Here is a 15,064-nt window from a genome sequence, read left to right as displayed (position 1 = left end):
GCTCAGCGAACGCTCGAGCGGTCCAAAGTGGGACATGCAGGGGAGGAGAGGGGAGCGGAGAGTGCGGGGAGGAGGGACACAGGGCACAGGGTGCCGGGGCAAGGCATCAGGGGATCAGGGGATCAGGGGATCAGCGTGATCTTGCCCGGGGCGTGCGACTCGACCAGACGGTGCGCCTCGGCGGCCTCGGCGAGCGGCAGCTGCGGGCCGAGCTCGACCGAGAAGGCGTCCGCGGCCAGCAGCGCGAGGGTCACGGGCACGGCCTCCGCCCGCCAGGCGTTCTGCTGCGCCGTGAGCGGCTCGGGGCTGCCGCCGGAGAAGGCGCGGATGCCGAGGCCCGCCGCATCCGCGCCCCGCACGATCGTCGCGATGCGGGACCGGTCGGCCACGAGCTCGAGCGAGACGTCCAGCGCCTCGTCGGTGCCCGCGGCGTCGAACGCGACCGTGACCCCGTCGGGAGCGGCCTCGCGCACGCGATCGGCGAGGCCCTCGCCGTAGGCGACGGGCGTCGCGCCGAGCTCGCGGACGCGGTCGAAGCGCTTCGGCGAGGCGGTGGCCACGACCTTCGCGCCCCACAGCACCGCGAACTGGATCGCCGCCTGCCCGACAGAGCCCGATCCGCCGTGGACGAGCAGGGTGTCGCCCGCGCGCACGTCCAGCGAGCGCAGCGACTGGTAGGCGGTGCCGGCGGGGATGCCGATCGCTGCGCCGACCGCGGCGGAGACCTGCGGTGCCCGATGGTGGAGCTTGGCCGCATCCACCAGGACGTCGCTCGCATAGGTGCCGGAGGTGCCGAAGAAGACGACCTCGTCGCCCGGCCGGAAGCCGTCGACGTCCTCTCCCACGGCCGTGACCACACCGGCGCCGTCATTGCCGACGCGTCGCGGATGCGTGATGGCGGCCGAGGCGCGCCGTCCGCCGCGGAGCTTCGCGTCGATCGGGTTGACCCCCGCGGCCTCGACGCGCACGAGGACGTGCCCGGGGGTCGGCTGCGGTGTCTCGACGTCGACGAGGGTGAGGACCTCGGGCCCGCCGAAGGCGGTGTAGACGATTGCGGTGCTCATATCGATCGGAACGCTGCGGTGCGCGACGTATTCCGCGTCAGGGCCGCAGCGCCTTCGCGATGCGCTGCGGGGAGACGGGTTCGGCGGTCCCGAGCGGCTGCGCGAACAGGCTCACCCGGAGCTCCTCCAACAGCCACCGGGCACGCACCAGGTGCGGCGGGGCGTCTGCGGCCGGCGGAATCGCGCCCCCCGCCTCCGCGAAGGCGGCGGCGGTCCGCTCGTACTCGGTGAGCCGCTGCCGGTCGCGTCCCGGATTGTCCGCGAGCCCCTTCACGCGATCGAGCGCGCCGCGCAGGTACCGCGGGTAGTGCGCGAGCCGCGCGAGCCCGGTCCGGGAGACGAATCCCGCGAAGACGAGACCGGAGAGCTGGCCGCGGACGTCGTTCAAAGCGCCGAGCAGGGTGAGCGAGTTCTGGCGGGCGAGCTCGCGCTCGACCTCGCGATGCGCGATCAGGATGCGGGCGCTCAGGGAGACGGCCTGGAACAGGTCCTCCGTCACGGCGGCCGAGAAGGCGTCGCGCAGCCGCTCGAACCCGATGCGGTCGCGCACGATCCCGCTCGGCTCCACGCGGGCGATGACCGCGTCGGGCGACGGCGATCCGGGCGTCCTCGACGAGCGCCTTCGCGTTCGGATAGGGCGAGGCGGCGAGGGCCAGCTTCTCGGTCGCGGTCAGATGGTCGAGCACGTACGCGGCGGGAGACGGCGAGGCCAGGAGCACGAGGCGCCGGACGCCGGCGCGGGTCGCCCGTGCCGCGGCATCCGGAGTCGCCTCCATGCGCAGATCGACCGCTGCGCCGGTGTCGACCAGGGCGGGATAGCCGCGCACGACACCGCCGGGCACGGTCGTGTCCACGAGCTCGGGAAGCTCGCCGAACGTCCAATCGGTGAGCCCCGTGCGCTCGAGCGCGGAGGGGGCGGCCGCAGCTCCTGCCGGGGACGGGCCCGGCGACGGTCCGCGCCGTGCCCCGGTCGGGGCGGCGCGGAGCGTCCGGGCGACCGCATCCTGCGCGCGCCCGGCCAGCCGACCCTGGAGCTCGGCGAGATCGCGGCCCGAGCCGATCGCACGTCCGCGGGTGTCGACGACACGGAACGAGACGCCCAGGTGCGTCGGCAGGCGCTCCAGATCGAAGTCCGCGGCGCTGACCGGCTGCGACGCCACGCGTTGGATGCGGGCGGCGAGCGCTTCGCGCAGCGTCGTCGGCGGGAGGCCGTCGTGATGCTCGGGGCCCGCGGCGGCGAGATCCTCGGCGAAACGCGCCGCCCAGTCCGCGGCGGGAACGACGTGCCGGCGGATGGCCTTGGGGAGGACACGGATGAGGCCGGCGATGAGCTCGTCCCGCATGCCCGGGACCTGCCAGTCGAAGCCGTCGGGGCGCAGCTGTGCGAGGAGGGCGACGGGGACGACGACGGTCACGCCGTCGTCGGGCGCTCCCGGCTCGAACCGGTAGGCGAGGGAGAGCACCTGATCCCCCTGTCGCCAGCGCGTCGGGAAGTCGCGCTCGTCGGCACGGCTGCTCTCCTCGACCAGGTCGGCCTCGGACAGGTCGAGCAGTCGAGGCGTGCGGGCGGACGTCTCCCGCCACCACGCCTCGAACGACCGCACGTCGAAGACGTCAGCGGGAACGCGCGCGTCGTAGAAGCCGTAGACGGCCTCGTCTCCCGCGAGGATGTCGCGCCGGCGTTCGCGCTCCTCGACCTTCTCGAGCCGGCGGCGCAGCTCGAGGTTGCGCCTCGCGAAAGCCGTGAGCGGCTTCGGCAGCGCGGCCTCGTTCCAGTCGCCGTCGACGAGCGCGTGGCGCAGGAACATCTCGCGGGCGAGGGGTCGGTCCACCCGCGCGAGCTGAACGCGGCGGCGCGGGATGATCTCGACGCCGAAGAGGGTGACCTTCTCGGCGGCGACGGCCGCACCCGCGTCCTTGGACCAGTGCGGGTCGCTCAGCTGCCGCTTGGCGAGATCGCCGGCCAGCGGCTCCGCCCACGCCGGGTCGATCGCCGCGACCGTTCGGGCATAGAGCCGGCTCGTCTCGACGAGCTCGGCGGCCATGACCGCCTGCGGTGCGCGCTTCCGGAGCCCCGAGCCGGGGAAGATCGCGAACCGCGCCCCGCGGGCGCCGCGGTAGTCGGGACGGGTCGGCTTGCCCTTCGCGGCCTTGGCATCGCGTTCGTCGAGCACGCCGATGTGCGAGAGGAGTCCGGACAGCAGCGCGCGGTGGATCGCGTCGGGCGCGGGCTCCGTCGCCGCCGCATCCTTCGGCGCCCGCAGCAGCTGGGACAGCTGCCGGTGCACGTCGAACCACTCGCGCACGCGCACGTAGTTGAGGAACTCCGCCCGGCACAGCCGCCGGAAGGCGCTGGAGCCGAGCTCGGCCTGCTGCTCGCGCAGGTGGTTCCACAGGTTCAGCAGGGTGAGGAAGTCGCTCGTCGGATCCGTGAAGCGGGCATGGGATGCGGCCGCCTGCTCGCGCTGCTCGTCCGGCCGCTCGCGGACATCCTGGATCGAGAGCCCCGCGACGATCGCGAGGACGCCGGGGAGGACGTCCGTGCGCTCGGCCTCGACGAGCATGCGCGCGAAGCGCGGATCGATCGGGAGCCTCGCGATCTCGCGCCCGACCCGGGTGAGGTGGGTGCCCTCACGGTCGCGGCGCACGGCTCCGAGCTCGACCAGCAGATCGAAGGCCGCGGCGACCCCCCGCGAGTCGGGCGGCGTGAGGAAGGGGAAGGACGAGATGTCGCCGAACCCGAGCGCGAGCATCTGCAGCACGACGCTCGCGAGCGAGGTGCGGAGGATCTCCGGCTCCGTGAACTCGGGGCGGCGGTCGAAGTCGTCCTCGGCGTAGAGGCGGATCGCGACGCCCGGCGCGGTGCGTCCCGCGCGACCGGCGCGCTGGGACGCGGATGCCTGCGAGATCGCCTCGATCGGCAGTCGCTGGATCTTCGAACGGCTGCTGTAGCGGGAGACGCGGGCCGTGCCGGTGTCGATGACGTAGCGGATGCCGGGGACCGTGAGGCTCGTCTCGGCGACGTTGGTCGCGAGCACGACACGGCGGCGCACGCCGGCGACGCGCGAGGGCTCGAAGACGCGATGCTGCTCGGCGGCGGAGAGCCGGCCGTAGAGAGGAAGCACCTCGGTGGGGGCGGCATCCTTCGCGTAGGCGCCGCGAACGGCATCGGCCGCGTCGCGGATCTCGGCCTCGCCGGGGAGGAACACGAGCACGTCGCCCGCGGGTTCCCGGTCGAGCTCGCGCAGGGCCGCGACGATCGCCGAGACCTCGTCCTCCTCGCCCTGCTCATAACTCAGGCTGTTCGGGGGCTCCGGGGTGGCAGAAACCGGTTTCCCGGGGTCTTCTGCCTGAGTTGTGGACACGAGCGGGCGGTAGCGGACCTCGACGGGGTACGTGCGGCCGGACACCTCGATGATGGGAGCCGGTGTCCCCGCCGCGTCCGCGAAGTGCGCGGCGAAGCTCTCCGGGTCGATCGTGGCGCTCGTGACGATGACCCGCAGGTCGGGCCGACGCGGCAGGATGCGCCGAAGGTAGCCGAGGAGGAAGTCGATGTTGAGCGATCGCTCGTGCGCCTCGTCGATGATGATCGTGTCGTAGCGGGTGAGCAGCCGGTCGCGATGGATCTCGTTGAGGAGGATCCCGTCGGTCACGAGGGCGACCTGCGTGTCCGCGGACACCTTGTCGGTGAAGCGCACCTTGTACCCGACGGCCGTGCCGAGCGGGACCTGCAGCTCTTCCGCGATGCGTTCGGCGACCGTCCGGGCGGCGATGCGCCGCGGCTGCGTGTGCGCGATGCGGGTGCGGCCGAGCTCCAGGCAGATCTTCGGCAGCTGCGTCGTCTTGCCCGACCCGGTGGCTCCCGCCACGATCACGACCTGGTGGTCGGCGATCGCGCGCGCGATCTCGTCCCGCGCGGCGCTGACGGGCAGCTCCGGCGGGTAGGAGATCACGGGGACGGGCGAGGACACAGCCTCCGATGGTATCCCGCCCGCGGACGCCGGGCTCTACGCGCCGCGCGCGCGGAGGGCGGCGAGCACCTGCGGGTCTCCCGTTGCGGCGAGCCACGAGACGAGCTCGGGATACAGCGCCGGGTTCGCCGCGAGGGCGGGCCACAGGGCCGGGTCGGAGGTGTAGCCGTAAAGCTCCTCTGCGGGGGTCGACGGATCGGCGGCGCGGCGGGCCTCCTCGCGCACCGGCGGTGCGGCGGGCGCGTAGGCCGGGACCTCCGGCGCGGCGGGCGCGTAGGCCGGGACCTCCGGCGCGGCGGGCGCGTAGGTCGGTGCCGCGGGCGCGTAGGCCGGGGGCTCGGCAGCGGGCGGCGCGTACTGCTGCGGAGCGGCCGGCGTGGGCTGCTGAGCATACGCCTGCTGCGGCTCCGGATACCCCGCCGTCTGCGGCGCCCCGGCCGGCGGGTAGGTCTGCGGCGCGTAGCCCTGCGGTGCCGCGTACGCGGTCGGTCGCTTCGGGGCGTGGGCCGCGTAGTAGGCCCGGACGTCGCGGGGGACCGTGAGCGCGTAGGCGACGAACGCGGGCAGGCCGACCGCCACCAGGTAGGTAACGGGAACGATCGAGAGGAATCCGATCATGCTGCTCCCGCCCTGCGAGACCCCGGCCAGGATGAGCGCGACGAGCTGCACCGCGGCGATGCCGCCCACGATCGACAGGACGACGGTGCGGGAGCGCTCGGGTGCCGAGACCAGCTGGACGCGTCCGATCAGCGCGCCCACGGCCGAGACCACCTGGCACAGCAGGATGCCGATGAAGAAGCCGACGCTGCCTCCGACGACGAGCGCCGCGACGGCGAACACCGCCAGGACGCCGGAGACCACGACCGTGACGACGAGCGTCTGGCGAGCCGCGACGAACCAGGTCGTCAGCGGCGCCTGCGGGCGCATGCCGGCCAGCAGCGCGGGCGAGGTCATGACGGCCGCGAACGCGCCCAGCCACAGGAAGACGTATCCGCCCTGGGAGAGCGAGACGATGCCCATCCCGAGTGAGAAGCCCGTGAAGGAGGCGATCACGGTCGCGACGAGCACGGCGATCCCGACGGCGGCGGCGATGCGCGGCGCGCTCGGGGAACGTCGGAGCACGAACACCGCCGGCACCAGGACGGCGGCGTCGAAGGCCACGACGCCCGCGAAGCCGACCGCGATGAGCACGCCCGTCGGAGCGGAGGGGGCGCCGAGGCCATCGGCGAGGGAGGTGTACTGCCCGTACGAGAGCATGAGTCCCGACAGGGCCACGGAGAGCAGGATGAGCCCGATGAGCACGGTGAGGGCCACGACGCCCAAGAACACGGCGGTGCCCGTGTAGGCCGCGCGCACGATCGGCCAGCGCCGGTCTGCGGCGCCCACCTCGTGCGCACGCGGCGACGCGGCGAACAGGGCGCCGGCGAGCCCGAGCGTCGCGCCCGCGCCGAGCCCGACGCCCGTGCCGAGGTCGCCGACCTTCGCCGCGTCCAGCACGACGTACACGAGGATCAGGAGGGCGTAAGGGGCGTTGAGGGCGGCTCGGAGGGCTGCCGTCCTGCCCGTGGTCATGCCGGCGCCGAGCGCGCCGAACCGTGCGAGGTAGGTGACGGCGAGCGAGAGCACCGACAGGACCGTGATCAGCACGACCTCGATGCGTGTCGCGCCGACCGCGACGTACCCTCCGTCGTACGAGCCGATGGTGAAGCGCAACGACCACGGCATCGCGAGCGAGACGAGCAGCAGGACGAGGGCCGCGCCGTCGCGGACCCAGTCCGAGACCGGCATCGTGGCGAGCGGGTTCGGCCGCGGCTGGGCAGGCGCCGGCGCGGACGCCGCCGGCGCCTCCCAGGTCGTGGGCTGCGGGTAGCCGCCGCCGGCCGGGTAGGCCCCGGTGGGCTGCGGATACCCGCCGGCCGGGTACGCGCCGGTGGGCTGCGGCGGGGGATAGGCGCCGGTGGGCTGCGCGGGCGGGTAGGCGGAGGGGTCGTACGTCACGGTGTGGGTCCTTCGTCGATGCGGGCGGCGCGTGTCACTGGAACAGCTCGTCCAGCGTGCCGCTCTCGTAGTAGGGCAGGATGTGGGTCGTGACGACGCCGATCGCGTCGCCGATCGTGGCGGTCGGGCTCACGAGCCAGCCGCCGTCCTCCTTGACCGCGATGAGCGCGAGGTCGTCGGCGCCGAGCTTGGTCGCCCCCGGGATGTCCGCGAGACAGCCCGAGCCCTGAGCCGTCTCGACGCTCCAGCTCGATCCTCGCCGAGAGAAGGAGTAGCCGTTGTAGGACGGGTACTCATAGGACCAGTCCGCGCAGGTTCCCGCGATGCTCCAGGTGGACACGAGGTCTTTGCCGACATCCTGGTTCGGGGTGCGGACGCTGACGCCCAGCTTCGTGATGGACAGCCGGGCGTGGTCCCCGTCGATGGTCGAGGCGAAGGACGAGTCCGTCAGCGAGACGTTCCTGACCGCGCTCCGGTACGAGTCGCGCACCCCTTGGGGCAGAGCCGAGCCGTAGATCGACAGGAGGCGCCGCTCTGCCAGGGGCAGCGAGCCCGCCAGCTGGTCGATGTCGCCGGAGAGGGCCGCCTGAGCGAGCCCGGATGCGGCGTCCTCCGGTGTCGAGTAGCTCGTGGCGGGGACGATCTCGGTGCCGAGGGTGCCGAGCCTCGCGGAGTCTCTGCTCTGCTGGTAGGCGATGTCGGCGTAGCTCAGCAGGGGGCTCACGTACCAGCCGCTCCCTTCGTCGACCATCACGAGGGAGGCCGGGATGCCGCTGTCGCCCGAGACCTTCTCCGGCGTGATGGTCTGCGGCAGGTCGATCTCGTCGGTGAGGGAGCGCTTCTGGTCGGCGATCGCGTCGTCGATCTCGGACGAGCCGTAGCCCATCTGCTCGTACTGCGAGCGCAGCGCGGGCTCATAGGCGCGGACGACGGCGTCGGCGATCTTCGCGGCGTCGCCGTCGATCGTGATCTGGCCGCCGGTCCAGGTGACGCGCGCGACCGTGTCGGCGATCGGGGCGGTCGTGTAGGTCATGTCCTTCGCGCCGACGTGGACGTTGGACCTGATCTGATCGAGCAGCTTCTGCACGTCGACGCCCTTGTCGGCATCCTTCGGCCGGGCGTTCACGATCTTCTCGATGGGGTCCTTCAGCAGCCCGACCTCGCTCGGGGCGAAAGAGCCGTACAGGGTGAGCGGGTCCATGCCCTCGACTCCCGAGACCAGCTTCGAGAAGGCCGCCTCCGGGCTCGATGCACCGCCCAGACGCGAGGCGAAGAACCACCACACGCCACCGCCGGCGAGCACGAGCGCGACGACCACGCCGATCGAGAGCCCGATCACGAGGCCCTTGCGGCTCTTGCGCGGCGTCGTGGGTGCCGGTGCACCGTCCTGCGATGCGGGGGAGGAGGCGGTGTACGGCGCCGCGCCGGGGAAGGGCGACGCGGGCTCCTGAGCGTATGCTGCGGGCCCGGCCGCCGCGGGGCCGCCGAAGGGATCCACCGGCGGCGCGGGTTGGGCGAAGGGATCGGCGGGCGGCGCGGCCGGGGTCGTCGCGGCGGGCTGCACGGACTCCGCGGCGGGGGCCGCCGCGGGCTCGGGCGGCGCCGGTTGCGCGTAGGTCGCGATCCACTGCTGCAGCTCGGGGTAGGCGTTCGGGTGCGCGGCGATCCAGGGGCCGAGCTCCGGGTGGGCGGCGGCGAGCTCGGAGAGACGCTGCGGGGAGGTCGACGGGTCTTGGAGCTCGGAGTACGGGTCCGTCATGGTGTGTGTCCTTGTGGTGCGGGGCAGATGGATCGTGGCGGTGCGGTGTCAGGGCACCAGGTCGACGCGCAGCTCGGCGAGCAGGAGCGCATCGCCCGGTGCGACGCGGAGGCGTTCCCCCGCGGCGCACTCGCGCGCTGCTCCGTCGGCGGGCAGGAGCATGGTGCCGTTGGTCGAGCCGAGGTCGGTGACCCAGACCCCTTCGGCGTCCGATTCCAGCACCGCGTGCGACTTCGAGAGCATCCGCACGGGGTCGAGCAGAATGACCGCCTGCGCCGTCGGATGGGATGAGGGCGGAGCCGGTCGCCGCCCGATGACGGCGACCGCGGGCAGCGCGACGAGCGAGTCGTCCGGCAGCCGGAGGCGCCACGTCGCCGGCCGGTTCCGCGGTGTGAGGATCGTGGCGTCCGCGTCCTCGTCGGCCTCCGTGGTGCCACCCGTCGGGGCGGGAGCGGCGGGCGTCGGGGCGAACGCCGACACGGGGGGCGGGGGCGCGAACGAGGTGGTGGGAGGGGGCTCGAAAGCCGGAATCGCCGGTGCGGGCGGGGGCGGCACCGTGGAGGCAGCCGGGGCTGCGGCGGGAGGCGGTGGGGGCGGTGCGGCGAACGACGGCGGTGTCGCGGTCGAAGACGGCGGCGGCGGTGCGGCGAAGGGCGGCGGTGGGGGTGGCGGCGGTGCGGCGAAGGACGGCGGTGGCGCGCCGAACGAGGACGCCGGTGGGGGTGGCGGTGGCGCGCCGAACGAGGACGCCGGCGGTGCGGCGAAGGACGGCGGTGGGGGCGGCGGTGTCGGTGGCGCGGGGAACGACGGCGGTGGGGGCGGCGGTGGCGCGCCGAACGAGGACGGCGGCGGAGGCGGCGGCGCGGTGGCGAAGGGCGGAGAGCCGAAGGCGGGGCTCGTCGGCGGGGCCGACGCGGATGTCGCGGGGAAGGGCGTGGGGGCGGTGGCGGCCATGGCGGTCTCGCCGACCGTGGGGTCGAGGTCGCCGAGTGCGCGATGCAGCGCCGCCACGAAACCCAGGACGGCCGCGTTGGCGGCCGGACCCGGGTCGGCGCTCGCCGAGACCGTGACCTGCGTACGACCGCCGGAGAGCCGCATGGTCACCGTGAGCTCCGCGAGCGGGGAACGGCCGGCATCCAGGACCGTGAACCGCGGCTGGCCCGGCGTCGCCGCCGCCGGGACGTAGGACGCCTGCCGCGTGGCCGAGCGCTGGGCCGCGAGGTAGGCGCACGCGGCGACGCGCTCCGCCGTCAGCGCGGTCTCGAAACCGGCGACATCCGTCGACGACGCGTGCGGCATCTCACATCCCCCCGTGCCGCGCGCGTGCGCGATGTCCGTGTGCGCTGCGCCGGCTAGCTCCTCACCCTAGCGGTTCCGCGGCCGTACGCGGGAGTGACGGACGTCCCGCTGACCCCCCGCAGAGCCGCCGGTCGCGCGCCGTGAAGGCCCGAGGGAAACCTCGGTCAGCCGGCCGTGGCCAGGAGCACGATCGCGCAGATCGTCGCGGCCAGGACGAGCGCGGTGCCGGCGGCGAGAAGGATCAGCCGTCGCCGCAGTCGTGCCCGCGCGCGCCCGTGGGACGCGGCCCCCGACGTCGGGATCGGGGGCGCGACGGGCGAGGGGGCGGCACGCTGCACCGGGGGCGTCGGCAGGGCGTCCCGAACTCCGTAGGCGAGCCGTTGGGCGCCCTCCGCTCCCGGGTCGTAGGCCGTGCGGGATGCGGCGGGCGCCGCGCGTCCGGTCGGAGCGTCGGCGCGGGGCGGGCGCGCCCCACGGAGCATCGTCCTGTCCTCCGGCTCGGGGCGCTGCACGAGGGAGGTCCGGTCCTCCGGCTCGGCGGCCGGCCTCCGCACGAGCATCGTCCTGTCCTCCGGCTCGGGGCCGGCGTCGTTCGACGGCTGCCGCCGAGGAACGACGGTGGTCCTGTCCTCAGGCTCCGCGGGCGGACGTCGGACGAGCATCGTCCGGTCCTCGAGGCGCGGTGCGGGGACCGGCGAGGCCGTGTCCCGCGCGACCCGCGTCGTGCGGTCGTCGGGCTCGGGGCGGGAGACGATGCTGGTGCGGTCGTCGGGTTCCGCGGCAGGTCGCCGGACGAGCGTCGTCCGATCCTCCGGCTCAGCGGCGACGCTCCCGGCGACGTCCAGATGAGTGGTGGGAAGGTTCAGCTCCTGCTCGACCCGTTGCAGAGCGAGTGCGAACTCCGCGGCCGAGGCCGGCCGATGGGAGGGGTCCTTCGCCATCCCGAGCCGGAGGATCCGATGAAGCGCCTCGGGGGCGTCCGACCTCGGCAGCACGGGCACCGGCGCCGACAGGATCCGTGCCGTCCGCTCGGCGTCGTCGGCACGTCCGTCGGGGTCGAACGGTCGCGTGCCGGCGAGCAGCGTGAACGTGGTCGCCGCGAGGCCGTAGACATCCGAACGGGGTTCCGCCGGCGCTCCCGCGAGCACCTCCGGGGCGCTCCAGGCGCGTGCGTGCGCGGCGGCGCCCGACGCGATCGTCGAGACGTCGAAGCCGCCCAGCGCCGGCCACCCGTAGTCGGTCGTGAGCACATGAGCCGGTGCGAGCGCGCGATGCAGGATCCCGGCCCGGTGCGCGGACTCGACCGCGCCCGAGATGCGGATCATCGTCTGCAGCGTCTCGGCCACCGACAGCCCGCCGGCGCGCAGCCGTTCGGCCACGCCCGGGCGTGAGCAGTGCTCCATGACCAGGAGCGCCCGGCCGTCGGGGGCGACGTCGGCGTGGTGGATCGTCACGACGGCCGGATGGGACGACAGCGCGACGAGGGCGGCGGCCTCGGTGAGGAAGGCGCGGGCGGCCTCCGCGTCCGCCGGAGCCGCTCGGAACACCTTGACCGCCACGGACCGGCCGTCGCTCAGCCGTCGGCACAGATACACGTCGGCGGACGCGCCCGAGTGGATCAGCCCTTCGACGCTCAGCCCGGGGAGTGCCGGGGGCTGGATCACGTCAGGTCTTCCACGCGCAGCCGCACCCCGCCGAGGTCGAGGACCGCGCCGGTGTCGAGCAGGGCGGCCTCGCCGGACTGGAGCCGCCGCGCGCCGCCCGCGCCGCTGATCACGGTCGTGCCGTTCGCGGATCCGAGGTCCTCGACCACGACGCCCTCCCCGGCGATCGAGACGCGCACATGATTGCGCGACACGTCGCCGGGGGCGCCCTGGAGCGGGACGAGCGTCGGCAGCCGACCGCCCGTGACGCGGTCGGACCGAGGGCCCCGGCCGATGATCATGGTCCCGGTGATCGGCACCCGGCGCCCGTCGGGCAGGATGACGGTGGCCGGGGGCCGTGGCCCCTCGTCGACGGCCGCGGGCGGCAGCGGCGCCGCGATCAGAGCCGGCTCGACCGCGCGACGGGCGGCGCCGGCGGCAGCGCCGCAGCCGGGAGGGGGGGCGCCAGGGCAGGCTCGTCCGCCGTCGAGGGCAGCGTCGCGACCGGGTCGAGGGAGGTGACTCTCGTCTCGCCGTCCAGCTCCGGATCGACGGGGACGAACAGGTCGTCCGGGAACGCGTCCGCGAACTCCGCGGTCCGCGGCGCGGCGACCGGCGGCCCCACGACGGTGAACAGCGGCGCGAGCGGCTGCGGCGATCGGAACACGACCTCGGCGACGCCGAGCGGACCCGGCTGCGCCTCGCGCTCCTCATCCGGGACCGACAGCAGATCGATCCGGGTCGGTGCGCTGAAGCCGACGGCGATGCGGGCGACGCCGTCGAGCGCGAGCTCCTGCCAGGTGCGGGCGTGCTGGCCGTTGACGTAGAAGCGATGCCAACGGTCGTCCTCGACCGTCACGACGGCGCTGCCGCGCACGAACGCCGTGAGGGATCCGTCGACGAGGGTGCCGACGAAGAAGTCCGGAGCCTTTCCGAGGCCGTCCGCGATGAGGACGTCGATGACGTCCTCGAGCGGGGTGGCGGCGGTGACGGTCGCCAGCAGCGTGCGGGCGCTCGCCTCGGCGCCCTCGCCCGAGATCGCGATCAGCGTGTTCTCGCGGAGGATGGCCGGATGCGGTCCGGGAACGTAGGACCAGCCGCTCATCGCCGACGTCCTCTCCGGACGGACGGGCGTGTGTCCTCGTCCAGCGCGATCGAGGAGGTCGCCGCGGCCCCGGTGTGCGCGAGCCCTCCCGTCACGTCGTCGGAGTCGGGATTCGCGCCGCCCGCGAGGACGTCGACCACGATCGCGGTGATGTTGTCGCGACCCCCGCGCTCCACGGCCTGGGCGACGAGCGAGTGCGCCGTCTGCGCGGTGCCGCCGCCGAGGGCGAGCCCCGCACGCAGCGCCTCGTCGGCGAGCTCGCCCGACAGCCCGTCCGAGCACACGAGCAGCCGTTCGCCCGTCACCATCGGCACGAGCCAGTAGTCCGCCTCGCTCGCAGGGTCGCCGACGGCGCGCGTGATGACGTTGCGTCCCTTGTAATTGGACATCTGGTCGCGCGCGAGCGTGCCGGCGTCGACCATCTCCTGCGCCACGGAGTGGTCGACCGTCACCTGCTGCAGCGAGTTGCCGATGAGCCGGTACACGCGGGAGTCTCCGATGTTCACGACGAGCCAGAGCCGATTCTCGTTCTGCCGCACCGCGACGATACCGGTCAGGGTCGATCCCGCCCCGCGGTGGGTGGCGCCGCCGATCTGCCCGACGGCCGCGTGGGCACGCGCGACCGCGGCCGTCACGGCCTCGGGCGGCACGTCCTCCTGACCGACGAGCGGACGGAAGGCCTCGACGACGGCTGCGCTCGCGAGGTCGCCCGCGTCGTGGCCGCCCATGCCGTCGGCCACGACGAAGACCGGGTACTCCGCGAGGTAGGAGTCCTCGTTCACCGTGCGTCGCCGACCGGCATCGGTCTGAGCTCCTACGCTGAGCGAGAGCGGCGTCATCACGGTCATCTGCCCTGCCTTCACCCCTCGACGATACGCAGTTCGGCGTCGCCGAGGAAGAACCGCGGCGTGAGCGGCTGGACGCCGACGAGCTCGACCTCCGCGTCGTCCAGGACGAGAGCGGTGCCGTTGGTGGAGCCGAGGTCCTCGATCGACCAGCCCTCCGCCGTGCGGCGGAGGATCGAGTGGGTCTTGGAGATCGTCTTGGTCTCGTCGTCGACCGACACCAGCTGCGCTCCGCCCGTCGCCGCCGTGGCGACGGGCGCACGGCCGAGCAGCACGATGTCGGAGGTGAGTGCGACCTCCGAGCCGGTCGGCAGCACCAGCCGGTGCTCACGACGGCGACGCGGGGCGATGACCGTGCGCTCGTCGTCCTCGTCGACGCCGGCGGATGCGGCCGGCTCCGGGGCGACCGTGGCCGGCTCCGGCGCGGGCGCGGCGACGACCGGGATGGCCGTCGTCGCCGCGGCGGGCACGGCCGCGGTGGGCGGTGCCCAGGAGTCTGCGGTCGGGGCGGGTGCGGGCTCGGCGACCGCGGGCGCCGGGACGGCCGTGGTGGGCGGCGGTGGCGGCGGCGCGAAGGAGGGCGCTCCGGCCGGCGCGGGGGCGACCGCCGGCGCCGGAGGCGCCGCGGCGAAGGCGCGCGGTGCCGGGGGTGCGGGCGGTGCCGGAGGCGTCGGCGGGGGTGCCGGAGCGAACGACGGGGGCGCCGGGGCCGCCGACGGCGGCGCGGGGGTGAAGGCGGGTGGCGGCGGGGGAGCGGGGGCGAACGAGGGCGGCGGCGGAGGAGCGGGTGCGAACGCCGGAGGCGCGGGAGGCGGCGGTGCCGCCGCGAAGCCCGGTGCCGCGGGGGCGGGCGCGAACGAGGGCGGAGGCGGGGGAGCGGGGGCGAACGAGGCCGGTGCCGGGGGTGTGGCCGGGCCCGTGGACGCGTTCGGCGTGAACGGGCCCGGGGGCGGCGGCGTGGGGCGGGGCTCGTAGCCGGTCGTCTCCACCCCTCCGCCGACGAGCGGGCGCGCGGAGCCCCAGCCCACGATGCTCGCCCAGACGGGGAAGACGAGCACGCCGAGAACCGTGTAGCCCACGCCGAGACCGAAGCGGGTGTTCACGGCATGGAGGGCGATGATCGTGAAGACGACGGCGACGATGTTGACCACGGGCAGCAGAGCGAGCAGCGCCCACCAGCCCGCCTGGCCGCCCAGCTCGAGCAGGGTCCAGGAGTTGAGGATCGGGACCCAGGCCTTCCAGGACGGCTCGCCCGTCTTGCGGAAGACCGCGCCGAGCGCGAGCGCGACCCACACGTAGAGGGCGAGCGGGATGAGAAGCGCGAACAGGCCCGCGCCGATGGCGGCGCCCACGTTCGGCTCGCTCATGAAGATCACGTGC

9 protein-coding genes and 1 pseudogene are annotated in these 15,064 nt (G+C 74.3%); all 10 read right to left on the bottom strand.

Features of this window, described 5'->3' with window-relative positions; translation table 11 throughout:
* Nucleotides 1-122 precede the first annotated feature (122 nt).
* Nucleotides 123-1,064, bottom strand: a complete 942-nt coding sequence (locus QE381_RS06545) for an NADP-dependent oxidoreductase (RefSeq protein ID WP_307216548.1) — start codon at nucleotides 1,062-1,064, stop codon at nucleotides 123-125.
* Nucleotides 1,065-1,101: 37 nt separating this feature from the next.
* Nucleotides 1,102-5,035, bottom strand: a pseudogene (gene hrpA / locus QE381_RS06540) (ATP-dependent RNA helicase HrpA).
* A gap of 36 nt (nucleotides 5,036-5,071) precedes the next feature.
* Complete coding sequence (locus QE381_RS06535; protein ID WP_307216546.1) at nucleotides 5,072-7,033, bottom strand: hypothetical protein; 1,962 nt, start codon at nucleotides 7,031-7,033, stop codon at nucleotides 5,072-5,074.
* A 34-nt stretch (nucleotides 7,034-7,067) separates the two neighbouring features.
* On the bottom strand, nucleotides 7,068-8,792 hold the full coding sequence (locus tag QE381_RS06530) for a hypothetical protein (protein ID WP_307216545.1): 1,725 nt from the start codon (nucleotides 8,790-8,792) through the stop codon (nucleotides 7,068-7,070).
* 48 nt (nucleotides 8,793-8,840) lie between these two features.
* Nucleotides 8,841-10,091, bottom strand: a complete 1,251-nt coding sequence (locus tag QE381_RS06525; RefSeq protein ID WP_307216544.1) for an FHA domain-containing protein — start codon at nucleotides 10,089-10,091, stop codon at nucleotides 8,841-8,843.
* 164 nt (nucleotides 10,092-10,255) lie between these two features.
* Entirely contained in the window at nucleotides 10,256-11,755 is a 1,500-nt protein-coding gene (locus QE381_RS06520; RefSeq protein ID WP_307216543.1) for a serine/threonine-protein kinase, read from the bottom strand.
* Entirely contained in the window at nucleotides 11,752-12,054 is a 303-nt protein-coding gene (locus tag QE381_RS06515) for an FHA domain-containing protein (protein WP_307216542.1), read from the bottom strand. The genes QE381_RS06520 and QE381_RS06515 overlap by 4 nt, the downstream gene beginning before the upstream one ends.
* Before the next feature lie 80 nt (nucleotides 12,055-12,134).
* Nucleotides 12,135-12,839, bottom strand: coding sequence for a hypothetical protein (locus QE381_RS06510; protein WP_307216541.1), 705 nt, complete (start codon nucleotides 12,837-12,839; stop codon nucleotides 12,135-12,137).
* Complete coding sequence (locus QE381_RS06505) at nucleotides 12,836-13,687, bottom strand: PP2C family serine/threonine-protein phosphatase (RefSeq protein WP_307216540.1); 852 nt, start codon at nucleotides 13,685-13,687, stop codon at nucleotides 12,836-12,838. Before QE381_RS06505 ends, QE381_RS06510 begins: the two co-directional genes overlap by 4 nt.
* A gap of 11 nt (nucleotides 13,688-13,698) precedes the next feature.
* Nucleotides 13,699-15,051 carry a DUF5684 domain-containing protein gene (locus tag QE381_RS06500; protein WP_307216539.1) on the bottom strand — a complete coding sequence of 451 codons (1,353 nt, stop codon included), beginning with the start codon at nucleotides 15,049-15,051 and terminating at the stop codon, nucleotides 13,699-13,701.
* Nucleotides 15,052-15,064 lie beyond the last annotated feature (13 nt).

The organism is Microbacterium sp. SORGH_AS_0888 (assembly GCF_030818905.1).
In the GTDB taxonomy this organism is placed as follows: domain Bacteria; phylum Actinomycetota; class Actinomycetes; order Actinomycetales; family Microbacteriaceae; genus Microbacterium.
Note: the sequence above shows the minus strand (reverse complement) of the source record. Positions and strands in the feature narration are given on the sequence as shown.

What these genes read in the sequence shown, in the direction of transcription:
- QE381_RS06500 (WP_307216539.1), bottom strand. Translation starts at nt 15,051, where the DNA reads ATGAGCGAGCCGAACGTGGGCGCCGCCATCGGCGCGGGCCTGTTCGCG.
- QE381_RS06505 (WP_307216540.1), bottom strand. Translation starts at nt 13,687, where the DNA reads ATGACCGTGATGACGCCGCTCTCGCTCAGCGTAGGAGCTCAGACCGAT.
- QE381_RS06530 (WP_307216545.1), bottom strand. Translation starts at nt 8,792, where the DNA reads ATGACGGACCCGTACTCCGAGCTCCAAGACCCGTCGACCTCCCCGCAG.
- QE381_RS06525 (WP_307216544.1), bottom strand. Translation starts at nt 10,091, where the DNA reads ATGCCGCACGCGTCGTCGACGGATGTCGCCGGTTTCGAGACCGCGCTG.
- QE381_RS06510 (WP_307216541.1), bottom strand. Translation starts at nt 12,839, where the DNA reads ATGAGCGGCTGGTCCTACGTTCCCGGACCGCATCCGGCCATCCTCCGC.
- QE381_RS06545 (WP_307216548.1), bottom strand. Translation starts at nt 1,064, where the DNA reads ATGAGCACCGCAATCGTCTACACCGCCTTCGGCGGGCCCGAGGTCCTC.